General features: G+C 68.4%; 15 protein-coding genes and 4 pseudogenes. 10 read left to right on the top strand and 9 right to left on the bottom strand.

Translation table 11 applies throughout. The features are described 5' to 3' along the window. The first annotated feature begins 131 nt into the window (after positions 1-131). The 6 genes and pseudogenes from ACFY9S_RS33845 to ACFY9S_RS33820 all read left to right on the top strand — a co-directional run. Positions 132-1,052, top strand: a complete 921-nt coding sequence (locus ACFY9S_RS33845; protein WP_391136217.1) for an ABC transporter permease subunit — start codon at positions 132-134, stop codon at positions 1,050-1,052. Next, the gene (locus tag ACFY9S_RS33840; RefSeq protein ID WP_391136214.1) at positions 1,045-1,941 is read left to right on the top strand and encodes an ABC transporter permease subunit; all 897 of its coding nucleotides are present in this window, start codon (positions 1,045-1,047) and stop codon (positions 1,939-1,941) included. The genes ACFY9S_RS33845 and ACFY9S_RS33840 overlap by 8 nt, the downstream gene beginning before the upstream one ends. A gap of 102 nt (positions 1,942-2,043) precedes the next feature. After that, on the top strand, positions 2,044-3,348 hold the full coding sequence (locus ACFY9S_RS33835; RefSeq protein WP_391136211.1) for an extracellular solute-binding protein: 1,305 nt from the start codon (positions 2,044-2,046) through the stop codon (positions 3,346-3,348). An 88-nt stretch (positions 3,349-3,436) separates the two neighbouring features. After that, positions 3,437-4,552, top strand: coding sequence for a Gfo/Idh/MocA family oxidoreductase (locus ACFY9S_RS33830; RefSeq protein ID WP_391136207.1), 1,116 nt, complete (start codon positions 3,437-3,439; stop codon positions 4,550-4,552). Beyond that, the gene (locus ACFY9S_RS33825; RefSeq protein ID WP_391136204.1) at positions 4,549-5,508 is read left to right on the top strand and encodes a DUF6807 family protein; all 960 of its coding nucleotides are present in this window, start codon (positions 4,549-4,551) and stop codon (positions 5,506-5,508) included. The genes ACFY9S_RS33830 and ACFY9S_RS33825 overlap by 4 nt, the downstream gene beginning before the upstream one ends. 84 nt (positions 5,509-5,592) lie before the next feature. Next, positions 5,593-5,765, top strand: a pseudogene (locus ACFY9S_RS33820) (DUF1996 domain-containing protein); the annotation flags it as partial. Between the two features lie 667 nt (positions 5,766-6,432). Here ACFY9S_RS33820 and ACFY9S_RS33815 read toward each other — a convergent pair. Continuing rightward, positions 6,433-7,677 carry a beta-propeller fold lactonase family protein gene (locus ACFY9S_RS33815; protein ID WP_391136586.1) on the bottom strand — a complete coding sequence of 415 codons (1,245 nt, stop codon included), beginning with the start codon at positions 7,675-7,677 and terminating at the stop codon, positions 6,433-6,435. A gap of 603 nt (positions 7,678-8,280) precedes the next feature. Here ACFY9S_RS33815 and ACFY9S_RS33810 point away from each other — a divergent pair. Continuing rightward, a complete protein-coding gene (locus ACFY9S_RS33810) occupies positions 8,281-8,673 on the top strand; it encodes a hypothetical protein (RefSeq protein ID WP_391136201.1) in 393 nt (130 codons plus the stop codon). Between the two features lie 156 nt (positions 8,674-8,829). On the opposite strand, the gene ACFY9S_RS33805 is transcribed toward ACFY9S_RS33810, so the two are convergent. From ACFY9S_RS33805 to ACFY9S_RS33790, 4 genes are all read right to left on the bottom strand, one after another. Beyond that, positions 8,830-9,117 (bottom strand): hypothetical protein, encoded by a 288-nt coding sequence (locus tag ACFY9S_RS33805; RefSeq protein WP_391136198.1) that lies wholly within the window; start codon positions 9,115-9,117, stop codon positions 8,830-8,832. A gap of 508 nt (positions 9,118-9,625) precedes the next feature. Then, complete coding sequence (locus ACFY9S_RS33800) at positions 9,626-9,985, bottom strand: hypothetical protein (RefSeq protein WP_391136195.1); 360 nt, start codon at positions 9,983-9,985, stop codon at positions 9,626-9,628. A gap of 151 nt (positions 9,986-10,136) precedes the next feature. Next, the gene (locus tag ACFY9S_RS33795; protein ID WP_391136192.1) at positions 10,137-11,570 is read right to left on the bottom strand and encodes an SPFH domain-containing protein; all 1,434 of its coding nucleotides are present in this window, start codon (positions 11,568-11,570) and stop codon (positions 10,137-10,139) included. A 108-nt stretch (positions 11,571-11,678) separates the two neighbouring features. Next, positions 11,679-12,194 carry a hypothetical protein gene (locus ACFY9S_RS33790; protein ID WP_391136189.1) on the bottom strand — a complete coding sequence of 172 codons (516 nt, stop codon included), beginning with the start codon at positions 12,192-12,194 and terminating at the stop codon, positions 11,679-11,681. Positions 12,195-12,508: 314 nt separating this feature from the next. On the opposite strand from ACFY9S_RS33790, the gene ACFY9S_RS33785 reads away from it, so the two are divergent. Further along, positions 12,509-13,021 (top strand): TerD family protein, encoded by a 513-nt coding sequence (locus ACFY9S_RS33785; protein ID WP_391136186.1) that lies wholly within the window; start codon positions 12,509-12,511, stop codon positions 13,019-13,021. A 148-nt stretch (positions 13,022-13,169) separates the two neighbouring features. Continuing rightward, positions 13,170-13,352, top strand: a pseudogene (locus ACFY9S_RS33780) (transposase); the annotation flags it as partial. Positions 13,353-13,362: 10 nt separating this feature from the next. Here the strand turns inward: ACFY9S_RS33780 and ACFY9S_RS33775 are convergent. From ACFY9S_RS33775 to ACFY9S_RS33760, 4 genes and pseudogenes are all read right to left on the bottom strand, one after another. Beyond that, a pseudogene (locus tag ACFY9S_RS33775) lies at positions 13,363-13,859 on the bottom strand (hypothetical protein). 1,344 nt (positions 13,860-15,203) lie between these two features. Further along, the gene (locus ACFY9S_RS33770; protein ID WP_391136183.1) at positions 15,204-16,427 is read right to left on the bottom strand and encodes a cation:proton antiporter; all 1,224 of its coding nucleotides are present in this window, start codon (positions 16,425-16,427) and stop codon (positions 15,204-15,206) included. Positions 16,428-16,590: 163 nt separating this feature from the next. Further along, positions 16,591-16,866 (bottom strand): hypothetical protein, encoded by a 276-nt coding sequence (locus tag ACFY9S_RS33765; RefSeq protein WP_391136180.1) that lies wholly within the window; start codon positions 16,864-16,866, stop codon positions 16,591-16,593. Between the two features lie 419 nt (positions 16,867-17,285). After that, positions 17,286-17,807, bottom strand: coding sequence for a nitroreductase family deazaflavin-dependent oxidoreductase (locus ACFY9S_RS33760; RefSeq protein ID WP_391136177.1), 522 nt, complete (start codon positions 17,805-17,807; stop codon positions 17,286-17,288). Positions 17,808-17,978: 171 nt separating this feature from the next. On the opposite strand from ACFY9S_RS33760, the pseudogene ACFY9S_RS33755 reads away from it, so the two are divergent. Further along, positions 17,979-18,454 (top strand): annotated as a pseudogene (locus ACFY9S_RS33755) (hypothetical protein); the annotation flags it as partial.

Genomic DNA, 18,454 nt, shown 5'->3' with positions numbered 1-18,454 from the left:
TTGACGCAAAAAGTGATCGTTCACTATGGTCCTCCCAACTCAAAGAGTGAACGATCACTTTTTGATCAAGCGGGGCCCGGGACGGGTCCCCAACACTGTGTGCCGATGCCGCCGCTCAAGGGAGCAGTGCCGTGAGCTCCATCAACGAACTACGCCGGCTGCGCGGGTCCCAACGGGGCGCGCGCCAGCAGAACAAGGCGGCGTTCTTCTTCCTACTGCCATGGTTCATCGGGCTCTTCGGGATCACTCTCGGCCCGATGCTGGCCTCGCTGTACCTCAGCTTCACCAAGTACAACCTGCTGCAACCACCGCAGTTCAGCGGAGTCGACAACTGGACACGCATGCTCTCCGACGAGCGCCTGCACAAGTCGCTCCAGGTGACGTTCAGCTACGTGCTGGTCTCCGTCCCGCTGCAACTGGCGATGGCCCTGGGGCTCGCCCTGCTGCTGGACAGGGGGGTGCGTGGCCTCGCCTTCTACCGCTCCGTCTTCTACCTGCCCTCACTGATCGGCGGCAGCGTGGCGATCGCCGTGCTGTGGCGCGCGATGTTCGGGACCAACGGCCTGGTCAACGAGGCCCTGGCCCTCGTCGGAATCCAGGGGCAGGGCTGGATCTCGGAGCCGGGAACGGCGCTGTCGACGCTCGTCGTCCTGAACGTCTGGACCTTCGGCTCACCCATGGTGATCTTCCTCGCCGGGCTGCGGCAGATCCCGGCCTCCCTCTACGAGGCGGCCTCCGTCGACGGCGCGAAGCACTGGCGCCAGTTCCGCAGCATCACCATTCCGCTGCTGACACCCATCATCTTCTTCAACCTGGTGCTGCAGATCATCCACGCCTTCCAGACGTTCACCCAGGCCTTCGTGGTCTCCGGCGGTACCGGAGGGCCCGCCGACTCCACCCTCTTCTTCTCGCTGTACCTGTACCAGCGCGGGTTCGGCCACTTCGACATGGGGTACGCGTCCGCGCTCGCGTGGGTCCTGCTCCTCATCGTCGCGGCCTTCACCGCCGTCAACTTCTGGGCCTCAAAGTACTGGGTGTTCTACGATGACTGACCGCACCGCAGCCGTACCTCGCTCGCTGCCCGCCCACCGCCGCCACGCGACGCGCCGGATCAGACGTGCGGTGCGCGCCCCTCTCAAGCACTGCCTGCTGGCTCTCTGTGCCCTGACGATGCTGTACCCCGTCCTGTGGATGGTGGCCAGTTCGCTGCGGCCCAACAACCAGATCTTCCGCAGCGCGGGACTCGCAGTGACGCACCCGCACCTCGAGAACTACAGCAACGGCTGGAACGCCTTCTCCCAACCGTTCAGTCACTACATGATCAACTCGGCGATCGTCGTGACCGGCGCGATCCTCGGGAACCTCCTCGCCTGCTCCCTGGCCGCGTACGCGTTCGCCAGGCTGGAATTCCGGGCGAAGCGCATCTGGTTCGCCATCATGCTGGTCACCATCATGCTGCCGATCCACGTGATCATCGTGCCGCAGTACGTCTTGTTCTCGGAGCTCGGCTGGGTCAACACATTCCTGCCTCTGATCGTGCCGAAGTTCCTGGCGACCGACGCCTTCTTCATCTTCCTGATGGTGCAGTTCATCCGGGGCATCCCGCGCGAGATCGATGAGGCCGCACGGCTCGACGGAGCCGGGCACGCGCGGATCTTCTTCTCCCTCATCCTGCCGCTGATGGTCCCGGCGCTGGCGACCACCGCCATCTTCACCTTCATCTGGACCTGGAACGACTTCTACACCCAGCTGATCTACCTGACCGACCCGGACATGTACACCACGCCTCTCGCACTGCGGACCTTCGTCGACCAGCAGACCGCGACGGACTGGGGCTCGGTGTTCGCCATGAGTGTCGTGTCGCTCGTTCCCGTCTTCCTCATCTTCCTCGCAGGACAGCGCTTCCTTCTGCGAGGCATCGCGACCACCGGCGGCAAGTAACCGCGGGGGCTACTGCCGGACATGCGGAGGCGACCGAGCCATGGCCGCTCGGGAGCACCGCGGACCTCAACCCGACCCACCCATCAGAATCAGGACAAGCCCATGAACCCCAGCCCCTTCAGACGCGTCGCGGTCGGAGCGATCGCCTCACTCTCGCTCGTACTGACCGCCTGCTCCGGCGGCAGCACCGAATCCGCTTCCGACCTCAGCGACAAGCCGGTCACCATCCGCGCCACCTGGTGGGGAGCGGACGCCCGCGCCCAGCTCACCAACGAGGTCATCAAGGCGTTCGAGAAGAAGTACCCCAACATCACGGTCAAGGGCCAGTACAAGGACTGGAACGGCTACTGGGACGCGCTCGCCACGACGACCGCGGCCAAGGACTCTCCCGACGTCGTCCAGATGGACGAGCTGTACCTCGCGTCGTACGCCGACCGCGGAGCGCTGTACGACCTCGGCAAGGCCAAGAAGCTCCTCAGCACGTCACAGTTCGACGACCAGGCCCTGGCCACCGGGCAGGTCAACGGGACGCAGTACGCGCTTCCCGTCGGCATCGGCGTCATGTCCGTCCTCGTGAACACCGACCTGTTCAAGAAGTACGGCGTGAAGGTTCCCGACGACAAGACGTGGACGTGGGACGACTACGCCAAGATCGGGGAGGAGCTGACCGACAAGAGTGGCGGCAAGATCCATGGTGCGGCCGGCGCGCCCGGCTTCTCCGCCGGCGATGTCAAGTACTGGGCTCGTCAGCACGGTGAAAACCTCTTCGACAAGGACGGCAACGTCTCGTTGAAGCCCGAGACGCTCGCCGGGATGTGGAAGTACGGTCTGGACCTGACCTCCTCGGGGGCCAGCGTCAAGGCGTCGACGATGGTCGAGGACCTGACCGCGGGTGTCACCGCCGGCAGCTTCGCCACCGGCAAGGCGGCCATGATGGGGGTGTACAACACCCAGATCACCGCAATCCAGCAGGCCACGGGCGCCAAGGTGAAACTGCTGCAGATGCCCCGTGTCGGCAGCACCAAGGCCAACTTCTTCAAGCCCTCCATGTACTGGGCGGTCTCCAGCCAGAGCAAGCACCCGGCCGAGGCTGCCGCGTTCATCGACTTCATGCTCAACGACCAGAAGGCCGCCGACATCCTCAAGACGGAGCGCGGCATCCCCGCCAACAAGGAGATGCTGAACCACCTCCAGCCGGGCCTGACCGGGCCCGACAAGGCGGCAGCCGACTACATGAACGCCGTGACCCCGGGTGAGTCCCCGGTCGTGACCCCCAACGGCGGAAGCGGCATCGAACCGGCACTGCAGCGCTACAGCCAGGAGGTCTACTTCAAGAAGACCTCGCCCGAATCCGCCGCCAAGGCCTTCGTCAAGGACCTCCAGGGCGAGATCGACGCGGCCAAGTGACCTCCTTCCCGGGGGCCGGCGCCGCTGCCCACGGCCCCCGGGAGGCCCCACGAGGAGTGGGGCAGGAACCAAGAGAGAGAAAACACCCATGCCAAGCCCCCGGCCGCCGTACCGCGTGGCCATCATCGGCACCGGCGGTATCGCCCACGCTCATGCCGAAGCCCTCACGGAACTCTCCGAACGCGCCCGACTGGTCGCCGTCGCCGACGTCGACCCCACCCGTGCCTCCGAGTTCGCCGACCGATTCTCCGTGCCGCACGTCTTCAACGACCCGCAGGCACTGCTGGAGAGCGAAGACCTCGATCTCATACACATCTGTACGCCCCCGCAGACCCACGCACCCCTGGCGTCCATGGTGATGCAGGCCGGAGTCACCGCGCTGGTGGAAAAGCCGACGGCGCTGAGCCTGCGCGAGATGGACCAACTGGCCGCGGTGCAGGAGCGGACCGGCTCCAAGGTCCTGACCGTCTTCCAGCACCGCTACGGCGCGGCGGCCGTACGCCTGCGACGGCTGGCCCGGTCCGGCGCACTGGGCCGGCCACTGATCGCCACCTGCGAGACCCTCTGGTACCGGCCCGACGCGTACTTCGAGGTGCCGTGGCGGGGGCGCTGGGACGTCGAGGGAGGTGGCCCGACCATGGGACACGGCATCCATCAGTTCGACCTGATGCTGTCGGTTCTCGGCCCCTGGTCGCAGATCACCGCACTCGCCGACCGCCAGACCCGGCCCACGGACACCGAGGACGTCTCGATCGCCGCCGTGCGGTTCGGCAACGGAGCCCTCGCCACGGTGGTCAACTCCCTGCTGTCCCCCCGGGAGACGTCGCGCCTGCGCTTCGACTTCGAACATGCCACGGTCGAACTCGAGCACCTCTACGGCTACCGCGAGGAACACTGGCGGTTCACGCCGGCCCCCGGCCACGAAGAGCTCTCGGACCTCTGGGCCCATGGTGACGAGCCCGACATCACGAGCGGTCACAGGCTTCAGATCGAGGCCGTGTTCGATGCCTGGGAGGCCGGTGAGGAACCCGGCGTCAGCCTGCTGGACGCGCGTCGCACGCTGGAGTTCGCGGCGGCGACGTACGCCTCGGCCTTCCGCGGTGTTCGCATCGCCGCGGGCGAACTGACCGACGACGACCCGTTCGCAGTCAGCATGGACGGCGGCGCCGTGCCGTGGGAGCCGGTCAAGGAGGCCCTCGTATGAACTCTCTTGAGATCCGCCACGACCTCGGCACCTCGGTCACGGTCCGCGACGGCGGCACCGAGTTGTTCCGCTACGTGTATCAGCCGGACACCGTCCAGCTGGAATCCCCCAAGCCCTACATCCATCCCCTGCGCACCCGGGCCGGCAAGGTCGTCAGCCTGTTCCGTCCCCACGACCACGTCTGGCACAAGGGCATCGCCTGGTCCCTGCCCCACGTCGGCGAGGAGAACTTCTGGGGCGGTCCCACGTACTTCCACGGACGCTTCTACGTCCAGCTGGAGAACAACGGAACCCAGGCCCACCGCCGAGTTGTCGACCTGGACAGGACCGACGGAGCGGCGACGTTCACTCACGACCTGGACTGGACCACCCAGTCCGGCGCGCTGTTCTTCACCGAACGCAGGACGCTGCGAGCGAGCCTGATCTCCGAGCACGCTTGGGCATTGACGTTCGAGACGCGGATGACGAATGTCTCCGGAACGGACGTCGCCATGGGATCGCCGACCACCAAGGGACGGGAGAACGCCGGCTACGGCGGCCTGTTCTGGCGCGGCCCGCGGTCGTTCACCGGCGGACAGTTCGTGACCGAGGAAGGCATGGGGGGCGACGAGGTTCGTGGGCGGCGCATGGAGTGGATGGGCTTCGCAGGCCGCCACGACGAGACGGACGCGCAGTCGCTCGTACTCATGCTCGACGACACGGCCAACCCGAGTCACCCGCCGCAGTGGTTCGCCCGGACCGAGGAGTTCGCCTGCCTCAATCCGGCACCGTTCTTCAGCGAGGAGCTGACCGTCGAGGACGGCGCGACCGTGCGGTTCCGCTACGGCGTCGGGGTTGCGGACGCCGACGCGAGCGCGGCTTCCGCACTCGCGGACGCGGTGCGCCGGACGCTCGTACGGTCGGGTACATCCGCGTGTGCGGGAGAATCCGCTTCGGACCGTGTTGCGGTGGAGTGAACTGATCCTGCTCACTCCGCAAGCCCGCTGCGTGCACTCCCCACTGACAAGGGAGTGCACGCCTTCCTCGTCACTCAGTCCCGGATGTGCCCGAGGGGCAGCGAGGTGGTACGCAAGTCTCGCTTCCAGAGCTGCTGGGACGGCCGAACATCGACAGCGCCAACCACCGCAGCCACATGCCCTTCGCCGACGCCGACGCCGGCTCCTGCCCCGGCGGATTCGTGGCCGTCCAGCAACTGACCATGCGACTGGTCTTCAGGAGCTCTTCACGAGCACCCGCAGAGTGGCATCTACCTCCTCAGTGGCGACGACAGCCAGGCCCAGGCCCGCGCCCTGCGCGAGATCGGCTGGTGATCAAGACCGCGATCGGTGGGCTACGCAGGCCGGGCAGTGCCAGGCAGCAGTGGGCGGGCGTGACCGGCGGCCTCGCCGTGGCCGCCGGAATGGTGGCGCTCGTCGCCGTCGCCGTGACGGGTCGGCCGCACGACGGGGTAGGTCGTCCTGATTGCCCTTGAGCCTGCCCAGGCTGGCCTACTTGCCGTCGTCATAGACACCCCAGGCTGCCTTGCTCCGGATCACCGGTGCGTCAGTCAGCCAGACCCGCAACTCCGGGCCGTCGCTGGTGGGCAGGCCCTCCAGCCTCAGCACGTGTGGCAGCGGGGGAAGGAGACAGACTGCCGGCAGAAAGGTCCTTCTGCTGTCCCGGGATCTCTTCGCGCACCTCCCGGTCGACCCACGGCTTCCACGGCTGGAATCAGTACAGCCCTGCGCACAGGGCCGCCACGGGCAAAGACGAGACCAGGGCGGCCACCCCTGACATCAGCTTCCTTCGCATGCCTCTCAAGGATGCCCCACCTTCGTATGTGTGCGCGGGTGTTCAGGGGAGACCTGGCAGATGTGGCGGAGTGCTGGTGTCGCGGCCCGTCAGACCGCGGCGATGCCCTCCATGCCGGACTCGGCGAAGGCGGGCAGACCCTCGGCCGTCGTGACCTTGGTGAGGGCGCCGTTCGCCTCGACGCGGAAGCCGTCGACGGTGCCGGAGACTGCGTTCTGAACGTAGACGAACTTCTCGTCCTCGGTCACGGCGAGGTCGATGACGCCTTGCGAGTTGGCGGAAGGCGGGGTGGCGACGCCCACGTCGTTGGTCAGGGAAAGCGTGCCCTGCTTGTCCATGCGGTAGCCGGTGACGGTGGAGTTGCCGGTGTTGCCGCCGTAGAAGTAGTTGCCCGCACGCACCAGCCAGCACAGGGTCTCCTGACCGCTGGCCAAGGGCTCCTGAAGAACCTTCAGCTTGCCGTCGTGCTTCACCTTGTACGTGGTGACGGTGGACTTCTCCGCCTCGGCGACCAGCATCCGCTTCCCCGTCCTGTCGAAGCTGATCGCGAACGGGACGCCGCCGGCCGACTTGTTGACGACCGGTTCGGCGACGGCCGGCAGACCGTTCCGCTTCATCGGGAAGACCTGGACGGTGTTGTTGCCCTTGGTGGTGACCACCAGGTTGCGTCCGTCCGGGGTGAACGCGGCCTCGCCCGGGGAGGTGTCGAAGCGCGGTATGTTCTCGTTGTCGAGGCCCAGGGAACGGTGTGAACCCTTCAGCGGCTTCAGCCCCTTGCCGGTGATCTTGAAGCCCTGAACGCTGCCCACGCCGCCCGCGTTCATGACGTACGCGATCTTGCCGCGCACCGTGACGCTCGCCGGGAACTCTCCGCCCGATTTCACGACACGCCGGTCCTTCAGCTGCTGCCCCTCGACGCGGAACGAGGTCACCGTGCCGCTGCCCGCGTTGACCGCCAGCAGCATCCCCGAGGCGTCGTCGTAGACGAGGGAGCCCTGGCTGGCGAGCGAGTCGGTGGGGGCATCGACCTGATCGCCGCCCTTGCCGCCGGTCGCGTAGGTCCCCGAGGGGCTGAGCTTTCCGTCGTCACCCCGAGCGAACACATGGATGGTGTTGCCGTCCAGCTCGTTGCCCTGGACGAAGACAGCGTGGTCAGCTCCGACGGCGCTTCCGGAGTACTGACTGGCCGAGGCCAAGGAAACGGCCACCGTGGCCGCCCCGGCGACGGCGAGGGCCCCGCCACCGATCATGATGCGTCGTGTCCTGGTCTTCGCCCGGTGACCGCCGCGCGTCCCGGCAGGCTGGCTTGTGCGGTGGTGACCACTGCTGTGCATGTTCACGTCCCGTTCCTCTGTGGGTGTGCGCCGTCTGTGCGCCCTGAATCCGCAACTGCGGACGGCAACAGGGTGGCCACAGGGAACAGCGTGGCGACCCGAAACGGCGGTCGCGTCAGACTCTCGTAAGAGACTCCTGCTTCACGACGCCGCTCAGAAGAATCCGCCGACCAGTCCAGCCAATGTGCACAGGAAGTTCTGTGGCAGAGGACCTGGCCCGCGCGCTGACGGACGGGGGCGGGGACCCTGCAGAGCACGTAGCCGACAGCGCACCACGCCGGATTCCGGCAATGTCGAGGGTGCCGGAGTGCGTTCCCCGCGTGGTGCGTAGAGACGTGCCGACGCTGACTGGTCCTCAACCGGGATGAGTGCGGCCCGAACTCGCAGACGACGCTCAGGCATGCCCCTTTGTCCGCTCCGCCGGTGCGGCGCTGCAACGCCGTGCCCCGCCACGTCACCGTCCTCAGCGCTAGATCCTGTCGTCACGTGCGCCGCCACGTCAGGAAGGGTGCGAGGGTAAGGGGCTTGGTACGACGAGGCGGCGGTCCTTCCTCTTGTCTCACCGTGAATACTGTTACGAATTGCCACCACGCTGGGAGGAGCATGATCGTCACCAAGTTCTTGAGACCCACCCTCGCCGCCACGCTTCTGGCCCTGGTCACCGCATGCGACGCGTCGTCCGTGCCGGACGTCTCGGCGAGCACCGCGACCGGCTCGGGGTCCGCCGAGACGCCTCGCCCGGCCAACCCCGAGCCGGTCACCGCCACCATGCCGGATGTCATCGGCGGCAACGCCGGGCGGGCCTACGAACAGATGGGCTCCACACTCGACATGACCTTCAAGGACGCGAGCGGACAGGGCCGTCCGGTAGACGACCCGACGGCGTGGAAGATCTGCACCTCGCAGCCGGGACCGAGCCAGCAGATCACCGATTACCCGGTGGTCTTCGGCGTGGTGAGGGTTTCGGAGAGCTGCAAGGATGCGGTGCCGGAGTGACATGTCCGAGGACTCCGGCGTCCCGCTGCGGTCTGCGTTGATCCACTCGGCGGTCTTGCCCGGTTGATCCGCCCGCGGACTGCGCTTCAACCTGGGGTCCCGAAAGACTGCCGAGTCCATCTCGCGACGACGCGTTGCGACAACGGGCTGGGGTACTCAGCCGGCCTTGCCCTTACCGGCCGAGTCACCGTCAGGCATCCGCGGCTGCACTGGACTGGGCCGATCCATCAGTCCCTGCCGTTGCGCTGCCTGGACATCGCCGTGGCGGGCCCGCACCATACGGGTGCGGCGAGCCCACAACAACCGCTCACCGCCCGGCTTCGCGAGGCCCCCTCCGGTGTGCGGATCGCCACGCCACCACAGCACCCCGCCGGGGCCGTGATCGGCCAGGTGATACCGCGGGGCCACCGTGCTCGCCGTCAGCAGGATCAGATCGCCGCTCACGGGGTGATGCAGCACCACGCGCGGCGGGCCCTGGCGAGGTGGGATGCCGACAGCAGCGCAGACGGTCCACGGGTGGACGGACAGAGTGCGGCGCATACGGCGGCAGTTGAGGAGTGCCGCCACCCCGACGGCGACAGCGACCGGTCCGCCTCCGACGCAGAAGACGGCCAGGTCACTCAGCCGGCCGAGACCGGCTTCGTCGGCGCTCGGACCGACTGCCGGCCCGATGACGACGGCGCTGAGGCCCGCCCCGATCCAGCACCAGGACCGTCGCCGGTGTCCGGCGAGACCAAGCACGGTCCTGGAGAGGGCCAAGGCGGCCGTCGTTTCCGTCGGAAGGATCTACGCATCCGGGCCACCGCTTCTGGGCTCGCCGACAGCCCCTGCGCCACCACGTGGAATCCGCCCGATGGCCAGGGCTCCTGTCATGGGCGGCTTCCCGTTCTCCTCGTTCTGCGACACGTGAGCGACTCGGGCGGACGGCCGCCCACAGCCCTGCCGATGCGGATCACAACGGCCTCTTGCCGTTGCCGAGGGACTGATCGACCGCCTCCTGGTCCCGCAGCGCCCGTCGGTAGAACCACTCGCCCAGCTGCGAGCCGGCCACGAGCCCTGCCGCGAACATCAAGAACCCGCCCTGCACGACGGAGGTGAGGAAACCGGCGTCCGCGGTGTCCAGGTCGCTCCATCGCAGCAGCGGGCCGGCCAGCCCGCCGAGCCAGAGCACCAGCAGTGCGACTCCCCGGACGCGGATGCCCCACGGGCTCGTACGACGTCGGACCTGCTTCGGCGCCCAGCCGCGCAGCGAGGCGATGGCCAGGGGCAGTGCGAATGCCGACCAGCCGATCAGCCAGAGCCAAAGGAACACAGCTCACACCCCCGTACGGAAAGCCGACCCAGCGGCGGAAGAACGTGCACGGCTACCCCCGGGTGCGGCGCCATCCAGCGAGAGCGCCTTCTCACACAGGCCCGGGCGGTTCCAGGACCGCCCGGGCTCGCTTCTCTGCTCACTGGCCACGTCAGCCGGTGATTTCGACCTTCCCGTTGCTCTCGGCGGGCGCCGTCGTCGTGGACTGCGAACCGCCGGCCCGCTGGGTGATGTTCTTCAGCAGCTCGCCAAGGTCGACCCCCGTGGTGGAGCTGAGGAGTTCGACGCCCTGGGCGACGTTGTCGGCGACGGTACGCGACAGCTGGCTCGCCCCGTCCGTCGAGATCACCGTCATCTTGTCGATCGCGCTCAGCGGCTCGGATGCCTTGGCGACGACCTGCGGCAGCACCTCGACGAGCATCTGGAGCACGGCCGCGTCGCCGTACTGGGCGAACGCGTCGGCCTTCTTCCGCATCGCCTCGGCCTCGGCGGCACCCTTCGCGCCGATGGCGGCCGCCTCCGCCTCACCCTCGATGCGTACAGCGTCGGCGAGTGCGGCACGGTGCGCCTTCTCGCCCTCACCAGTCAGCCGGGACCGCTGCGCTTCCGCCTCGGCCTCCTTGACCTGCGCGACCCGGCGGGCCTCGGCCTCCTGCTCGGCCTGGTAGCGGGCGGCGTCGGCGGGCTTGCGGATCTTGGTGTCCAGCTCGCGGTCGGTCAGCGCGGCCTGCCGCTGGGCGACCTTCTCCTGCTCGGCGAGTACCTCCTGCGACCGGGCCGCCTCGGCCAGCGGGCCCGCCGCCGCGGCACGCGCCGCGGCCTCGTCCGTCTCGGCCTTGATCTCCGCCGTCTTGAGGGCGAAGGTCCGCTGGGCGATCGCGATCTCCTCCTCGGCCTTCAGCCGGGCCTGCTCGGCGGCACGCCGGGCCACCGCCTCGGCGATGTCGGCCTCCTGCTTGGCCCGGGCGGCCTCGGGCCGGCCCAGGTCCTCCAGGTAGGAGCCCTCGGTGGTGATGTCCTGGATCTGAAAGGCGTCAAGGACCAGGCCCTGCCCGGACAGACTCGCCTCGGCCTCCTCAGCGACCTGTCCGGCGAAGGCGGCACGGTCCCGGATGATGTCCTCCACCGACATCCGGCCCACGATGGAGCGCAGCGCGCCGGAGAGCACCTCCTGGGTGAAGCCGACGATGCCGTTCTGCTGCATCAGGAACCGCTGGGCGGCCGCGCGGATCGAGTCCTCGGTACCGCCGACCTTGACGATGGCGACGCCTTCGAGGTTGGCCTTGACGCCGCGCAGCGTGACCGCGCCGCGCACCGCAATCGGGATGTGCCGGCTGGACAGGTCGAGGGTGAACTTCTGCTGCACGAACGGTACGACGAAGACTCCGCCGCCGACCACGACCTTCTGGCCACTGTTGTCGGTGAACACCCTGCCGGTGTCCGGGTCGGTGGCCTGCTTGCCGCGCCGGCCGGTGATGATGAACGCCTCGCTCGGGCCCGCCACCTTGTAACGGGTGATCACGACGAGGCCCAGCAGGGCAAGGAGTACAACGACTCCTATCACGGCGATGACGACTGAACTCATGATGTCTTCCCCTCAGCCCTCCCAGGGGACGGCAGATCGATGTGGGTTCACATGGGGTGAAAGGGCGCCGGTGCATCGGCGCCTGATGTGAGCTGCGAGGAGGCGGGTTCAGCGTTCGACCGGGCGTACGAAGACAGCTGTCTGCGACAGCGCCTCCTCCACCCAGACCTCCGCGCCTCGCGGCACCGGACTTGGACTCTTCGCCGCGAGCTTCACCGGTTGCCCGGCCCGGTGGACCAGCACCTCGCCGTAGCCGCCGGCCGGAATCGACGTCACCACGGAGCCCGCGGTCCCGATCAGGTCGTCGTCGCGCGGGGCAGCACCGGAACGGTCGTTCAGCAGCGCACGGCCGAGGCGATACGCGAGCCAGCCCGTGGCGGCTCCGGCAGGCACTCCGATCGCGGTGGCGCCGACCGCGCCGAGCCCGGTGGCGCCCATGACGATCGCGCCGGAGAAACCGAGCATGGACGCGAACCCGGCGATGACCGGAAGCGACAGCCACCCTTCGAAGAGGCCGTCAAGCGCGTCGACGCCGTCGAAGAGACCCTCGAGAACACCGTCGAAGACGAGGGACAGGACGAGGAGTACGACTCCTGCGATGCCGAGACCCAGAAACCAGGCCACCCGCGCTCACCGCCTCTCCTCACTGTCCCTGCCGGTGATCGCATGTTCACATGCGGACGCCGACAAAACACTGCCAGGACCCGGCAACCTTTACGCTCTCTTGATGCCGTTCTCTGCACAGCTTGGTTGTTGAGGTGGTTGGGGTCGGCCGGTAGGGGGTGGCGGCCGCGTACCGCCATCGGCCGGATGGGTATCGGCAGGGGCGGCGGGGTCCGGTCGGGCAGCCGAGAGCCATACTTGACCGTGCGGGGGACCATCCCGTGGTGGCTTGACACGCGAGAGGCAGCAATCGGGTGGGCAACAACAGCCAGAGAGTGGGAAAGGTCGAGGTACGGCTCAAGTGGGACCCGAGTCCCTGGGATCAGCCGCCTCACCATCTCGACATCATCGCCACGACCTACTCGACGGATGCCCCCTACGGGCAGCCCGTGTACGTCGTCCACTTCGACAGCCGCTCACCGGACGGCACCATCAACATGAGCCGGCACAGCCAGACCGGTCAGGGCTTCGGCTACGTCGAAGTGATGACCCTGGAGCTCGATCGCCTCGCTCCCTCCTTCGCACGCGTGGTCGTAGGCGTGGCGATCCACCAGAACAGCGCCCCCAAGACGTTCGGTGACATATCGAACGCCGGAGTGCTCGTTGTCGAGGGGTACAAGGAGCTGCTGAAGGACGACTTCGCGCAGGTCGTCGGATCCACCGCCGTGACCGTCGCGGAGTTCGCCCGGGATGCCTCCGGAGCATGGGAGTTTCACGCGATGGTCCGAGGGTTCGACAGCGACCCCGTGGTCTTCGCAGCGGAGATGGGCAGGGTCCCGAAACGCTGACCGCCAGCAGCGCACAATCGTACGGCCGATCAGGCGCCTTCATGAGCCGGAGCCGGAACAGCCGGCGACCTGAAAGCGTCACCATTTCGGCCCCGGCGTTACCCGTCCGACGCGGGCGGCCGGTCGTCGGCACCATTCGGACCTCGCCATGGTGCGGCCTCGTTCTCGACATCGTCCGCCGCGGCGACGACGTCCAAGGATTTCAGGTCCTGCCGTCCTGCCCCGACGCTGGGTGGCCGAAAGGCCGTTCGCCTGGCTCCCGCGCAGCCGACGTCTGGTCCGTGACTATGAACGGCGCACCGACACCAGCGAGAGCGTCGTCCTGTGGTCGATGACCCTGCTCATGAGCCGCCGCCTGACCGCCCGGCACCAGACCGGCGCGGGCAGCGTGAACCTGCCGGGCTTCTCCTCCACCAGCCAGCACCGCTCCACCAGCCGCTTCAGCCGGGCCCGCGCCCCCTCGACACGGGAGGCCAACGCGCTGTCCCAGCCCAATACCACCGCTGCTTGCCGGGCACCGAGCCCGTCGGATCCCGCCTCCGCAGCAGCGGCCATCAACGCCTGGTAGTCCACCGACAACACCTCGGCGTCGGCCGCGTCCTGGCGGTGAGGCACCGCCCGGCGCGGCCCCACCGGCTTTCTTGGCGGCACCCCGCCAGCCACCACGGCGGGCACATCCGCCTCGGCCAGCGCCTCCAGATACGATCCAGGCCGATCACCCGGCACCGGAGCACCTCCTCCGCCTCCACCAGAGCCGCCCGCACACGCTTAGCTCGGCTTCGAGTTCCTCCACCCGCAGGGCCGCGGCCTTCTGCCGCGCTTCCAGAACCGCCCGCATCGATGGCACCCGCCACTCCCACGACATCTCGGCCAGCAACGGACCGAGACTCCCGCAGTAACCGCGATCCCATAACTGACCAGCAGAAACCACACACGAGGTTTGGAAAGAGAAGCTCTGAGAGCACCTTCCCCGATCCATCACCAGGGCCGCTACGGCACCGCCACCCCATCGCCGCTTCCCGGCGGAGTGGCACACCGCTACGCGGGCCTGACTCGATCGAGTTCGGCGAAATGAATGCAGAGCATGAGCGGCCCGCCGCTCGGCGAGCCGCTGCCGAGGAACGCCCACAAGTGTGGGTCAACGGCGCCTGCTTCGGCTGAGCCGCAGGTCAGGTCGCGCAATTCCCGTACCGGCTCGGGCGGCACGAACGAGGGCCGCAGCATGCCGCGTTCGGCGAGCTGGGACGTTCTTCACGCCACGGGCGTTGACCAGCCAGCAGTCCAGTCCGCGGGCCTCCAGCAGGAAGAAGAACGGCTTCCGGTACGAGCCGGTCGCCTCCATGACCACGCGGGTGACACCTTGGCACGTGAAGCGGTCGGCCAACTCGAGGTTCGTGTTCGTGGTTGCGGTCACGTTCCAGAGGTCCTGGACGCGTCGGCCGGCTCGGGTCTCGTGCGGCAGGCGCATGCAGACCATGCCCGACGGCGATGTCGATCGCCGCCACCCGCTCCACCAAGTCCTCGGCTGTGCCGATCTCTTCGCTCGGCACGCTGCACGTCCGATGCCGGACGGTGCGCAGGACTGAGATGCGACGTGTCCCCCCGCTCCCGAGCGTGGGTGGCGGCGGCGTCGCCCGGAGGCGCGCCCGCACGGCGGCGACTCGACTGCGATGGCCCGGGTGGAGCCCTTCCTCTCGCACCCGGTGTCCTCTCCGGGGGGAAGCCTCCTTGTCACGGCACCGGCCCTGGTGGCCGGTTCGACCCGCGCTGGTACTCCTGCAGGACCTGTGCCAGGAGCGTCCTCCGGCACGTCATTCGCGGGCCCGGTCGACCGCACGCACCCTGACCGGCCGGCGCAGCGTCGATCTGACCCGGCTCGCCTCAGTCCGGTTGTGGACGACGTTCTCGCCCGGCGGCGTGCAGCAGCGCGTCCTTCTGTTCCGTGACGTGCACGGCGTACGGCTCGGAATCACCAGCGCCGCGGGAAGACGTGCCTTGCGGACAGCGCTCGCGGGACAGCAGGGCAGGAGAGCCCGTGTGAGTCCGGCGGCAAGGGCCTGTCTCGGGGACGGCCCGGGGTGGTGGCTCGTGCGTCACACGGTGACGATGTTCCTCTCACAGGTAGTCGCCGCGTGCCTCTACGCGATCGGGTTTCTCGAAGTCAGCGGACTGGGCGGACGATTCAGCGGGTTTCACGGGTGGTGGCGGGAGCCGATTCGTCGCCAGGGATGCCGGCGATGTCCTCGACCTTGAAGAGACGGGCGATCGGCACATCGGTGGAGCTGTGGGCGACGATCGAGAAGGCGATGCACACGGCGATCAGGGTGAACGCCTCCTGGCCCTGCGGGATCCCCGCCTGGAGCACCAGCAGCCCGTACACCACGGAGGCGAACCCCTTCGGCCCGAACCAGGCGGCGACCAGCTTCTCCTGCCGGGTGAACCGGGTGCCGACCAGTGACAGCAGCAGCGAGGCCGGCCTGATCAGCACGATCGCGAGCACCACGGTGACGTAGCCCCCGAAGGAGAGGTCGCCGAACAGCTGCGGTGTCAGCAGCGCCCCGAACACCAGCAGCGCGGCGAACTTGGCCAGCTCCGCAAGCATCTCGCCGAGCGGCTCGAACGCCTCCTTCGCCTCCAGCGACCGCGCGGTGAGCACCGCGCCCGCGGAGAACGCCGCGAGGTAGGGGTTGGCGTGCGTGAGGTGGCACAGGGCGTACAGGATCACGCCGATGGCCAGGGGCAGCAGCGGCTGCAGCTTGGGCTCGGCACCCAGCAGCCTGAAGCGTACGAGCTCGATCACCACGAAGGGCAGGATCACGCCGAAGGCGAGGCCGAGCACCAGTTCCAGCGCGATCTTCCCGAGCGACGCCTCCGCGTGCCCGGAGGTCGGCCCGGCCGCGGCGATGAGGATGAGGACCACCGGCAGGGCGAGCCCGTCGTTGATGCCGCTCTCCACGTTGAGCAACTGCCGCAGCTTCGACGGGACTTCCTTGCGGCCCACGATGGCCGAGGCGAACACCGGGTCGGTGGGCGCGAGAACCGCGCCGACCAGGAAGGACGTCGTCCAGTCCAGCCCCACGAGGAAGTGCGTGATCAGCGCCATCCCGACGAACGCCAGCGGCATGCCGAGCCCGAGCGCGCGGGCCGGGTTGCGCCAGTTCTCCCGCAGCTTGGGGAAGGAGACGTGCATGCCGTCGGTGAACAACACCGCGAACAGCGCCAGGTCGGCCGTGACGGACACGATCTCGCTGTCCGGCGTGATGTGGATCAGCCCGAGGAACCCGTCACTGACGAGGGCCCCGCCGACGAGGAAGAGAAAGGATGTGGACAGCACGGTCCGGGCAGCGAGCCCGGACAGCAGCACCGCTATGAGCAGCGCCACCCCGAAGACCACGATGAGCACCATGACCAGAACCCCCGATCGGCGAAGAGACTTGTCCTCAGACCGCCGACCAGACTTCCCGGCACACCGCTGGGAACCTTACACGTTCTTGACGCGGCACTGACATGTTCTTGGCGCGCATCCTGACGCACCGTTGGTTGCCGGGTTCCGGAAGGGCGAGGCTCCCTCACCCGATGGGGACGGTCGATGTCGGTTCGACGGCGGCGGAACCGGGGCTGGTCGTGGGGATGGCGTCCGGCGCCTCCTCCACTTCCTGGACCGTACTGCCACCCGGCTCATCACTCGGTGTGCCCGCTGTGGTGGACAGCAAGGACCAGGCCCCGAGGGCCAGGCCGAGGGCCGCGACCATGGCGATCACGCGGCCTGCGCGGCGGAGCTTGGCGGGGCCGTCGAGCTCTCGCCAGGCCGGCCGCGGACCTTCGGGCTGCCACAGGTCGCCCACGACCCCCGTCCTGTCGTCCGCCGGTGCGTGATCCGGGCGAGGACGGCGCGGGTCGTGCCGGTCGGCATCGAGACGACGAAGCGATCGAGCGGTTGCCCGTTCCTGTGCGGAGGGCTCCTTGGGGGCGGACTCGCGGATGGCACGCTCGTTGTCCGCCAGGAACTTCAGCCAGACGTCACCGGTGCCGGACGGCGTTGCGTCCGGGTTGTTCGGTGTTCCCTGTCTGTCTGGATCTGGGGTGCTCACACCCTTTTCCTCCTGAGGAAGGGACGAGTACTCGGCGGCCGCCGCATCCTGGCAGGGGGCCGGCCGATGGCCGGAAGGTTGTCCTGTGCCGATCGGCCGCCGACCAGCCCCCGCTACCGATAATTGCACAGTGCAAAATGTGATCGCCAGTGTTCTTGAGTGACTTTCCCGAGTCACGAGTGTCCGTGCGCGGCTCGGCCGTACCCGCCGGAGGCTTCGAGTCGCACGAAGGGAATGGCCTGTCCCGCCTCGCGGAACGACGCCTCGCCGCCGTCAACGGGGAGTCCCATGAACGCGCACAGTCGGCGGGCAGTGCGAGGGTGTCGGCGCGCGTAGCCGGCCATGATCTCGGCGCCGTCCTCGGGTGACAGGAAGTGCGCGGTGACCGCGTGCGGGCGGTTTCCGAACCGGATCAGGGTCTTGGGCTGGGCGCGCAGGTTCAGGTACCAGTCGGCCCGCGGGCCGAAGCCGGAGGCGACCGTCCAACTCGCCTCGACCGGGTCGTAGGACACGACCTCGAGGACCGTCAAGCGGTCGCGGTCGGAGACCCGGCCGGTGTGATGCAGCAGAAGGAGCCGCTTCCCGAAGAGGGTGCCGAGCCCCGCCCGGTAGAGCAGGATCGGCAGACGCAGGGCCAGGCGGCGCCACCCGGTGGGGTGTCTGGGGCGGCGATGTGCCGTGTCTCTGTCGGTCATGGTCGGGCCTCCCGTGTGTCGGGAATGTCGTCTCTCGGACTCGATTGGGTAAGGGACCCCGAGCGGAAGTCCTCTCACAGAAGCCACCTTTGCATAGTCTAAAGGTGGGGGAGGGGCGCCTGCGGGGAAGACCGGCGGCTCTCGACAGCCGCGACATCGCAGGAGTGCCGTATGACCGACCGGAAGCCGCCGACGAGTTGGACGCTGCTGTCCTGCATGCCGGTCGTGGTGATGGCGGTGGTCGCGGTGACGGACATCGTGGCGGGGCCAGGTGTCGGGTTCCTGCCGCTGGTCTCTCTCGGGCCGGCCTTCGCCGGCCTGGTCGGGGGGTGGCGCCGTACGGCCTGGTTCGGGCTCGCGGCCCTCGTGCTGTGTGTCGCGCTCGGGCTGTACGACGGGCTGTTCGACGAGCGCCGGGGCTACACCGCGCTGGCCTCGGTGGCCGGCGTCACCGGAGTGGGTGTCGCGGCCGCGGTGATGCGCTCGCGCCGGGAGGCGGAGCTGGCCAGCGTGCGGTCGATCGCGGAGGTCGCCCAGCGGGTGCTGCTGCGGCCCGTGCCGTTGACGGCGGGTCCGCTGCACGCCGCGGTGTCCTACACCTCGGCGGTGGCCGAGGCCCGGATCGGTGGGGACCTGTACGAGGTGGT

This window comes from Streptomyces sp. NPDC012474, assembly GCF_042955185.1.
Lineage (GTDB): Bacteria > Actinomycetota > Actinomycetes > Streptomycetales > Streptomycetaceae > Streptomyces > Streptomyces cahuitamycinicus.
Note: the sequence above shows the minus strand (reverse complement) of the source record. Positions and strands in the feature narration are given on the sequence as shown.

What these genes read in the sequence shown, in the direction of transcription:
- ACFY9S_RS33840 (WP_391136214.1), top strand. Translation starts at nt 1,045, where the DNA reads ATGACTGACCGCACCGCAGCCGTACCTCGCTCGCTGCCCGCCCACCGC.
- ACFY9S_RS33815 (WP_391136586.1), bottom strand. Translation starts at nt 7,677, where the DNA reads ATGCACAGCAGTGGTCACCACCGCACAAGCCAGCCTGCCGGGACGCGC.
- ACFY9S_RS33760 (WP_391136177.1), bottom strand. Translation starts at nt 17,807, where the DNA reads ATGACCGACAGAGACACGGCACATCGCCGCCCCAGACACCCCACCGGG.
- ACFY9S_RS33830 (WP_391136207.1), top strand. Translation starts at nt 3,437, where the DNA reads ATGCCAAGCCCCCGGCCGCCGTACCGCGTGGCCATCATCGGCACCGGC.
- ACFY9S_RS33810 (WP_391136201.1), top strand. Translation starts at nt 8,281, where the DNA reads ATGATCGTCACCAAGTTCTTGAGACCCACCCTCGCCGCCACGCTTCTG.
- ACFY9S_RS33770 (WP_391136183.1), bottom strand. Translation starts at nt 16,427, where the DNA reads ATGGTGCTCATCGTGGTCTTCGGGGTGGCGCTGCTCATAGCGGTGCTG.
- ACFY9S_RS33795 (WP_391136192.1), bottom strand. Translation starts at nt 11,570, where the DNA reads ATGAGTTCAGTCGTCATCGCCGTGATAGGAGTCGTTGTACTCCTTGCC.
- ACFY9S_RS33835 (WP_391136211.1), top strand. Translation starts at nt 2,044, where the DNA reads ATGAACCCCAGCCCCTTCAGACGCGTCGCGGTCGGAGCGATCGCCTCA.
- ACFY9S_RS33825 (WP_391136204.1), top strand. Translation starts at nt 4,549, where the DNA reads ATGAACTCTCTTGAGATCCGCCACGACCTCGGCACCTCGGTCACGGTC.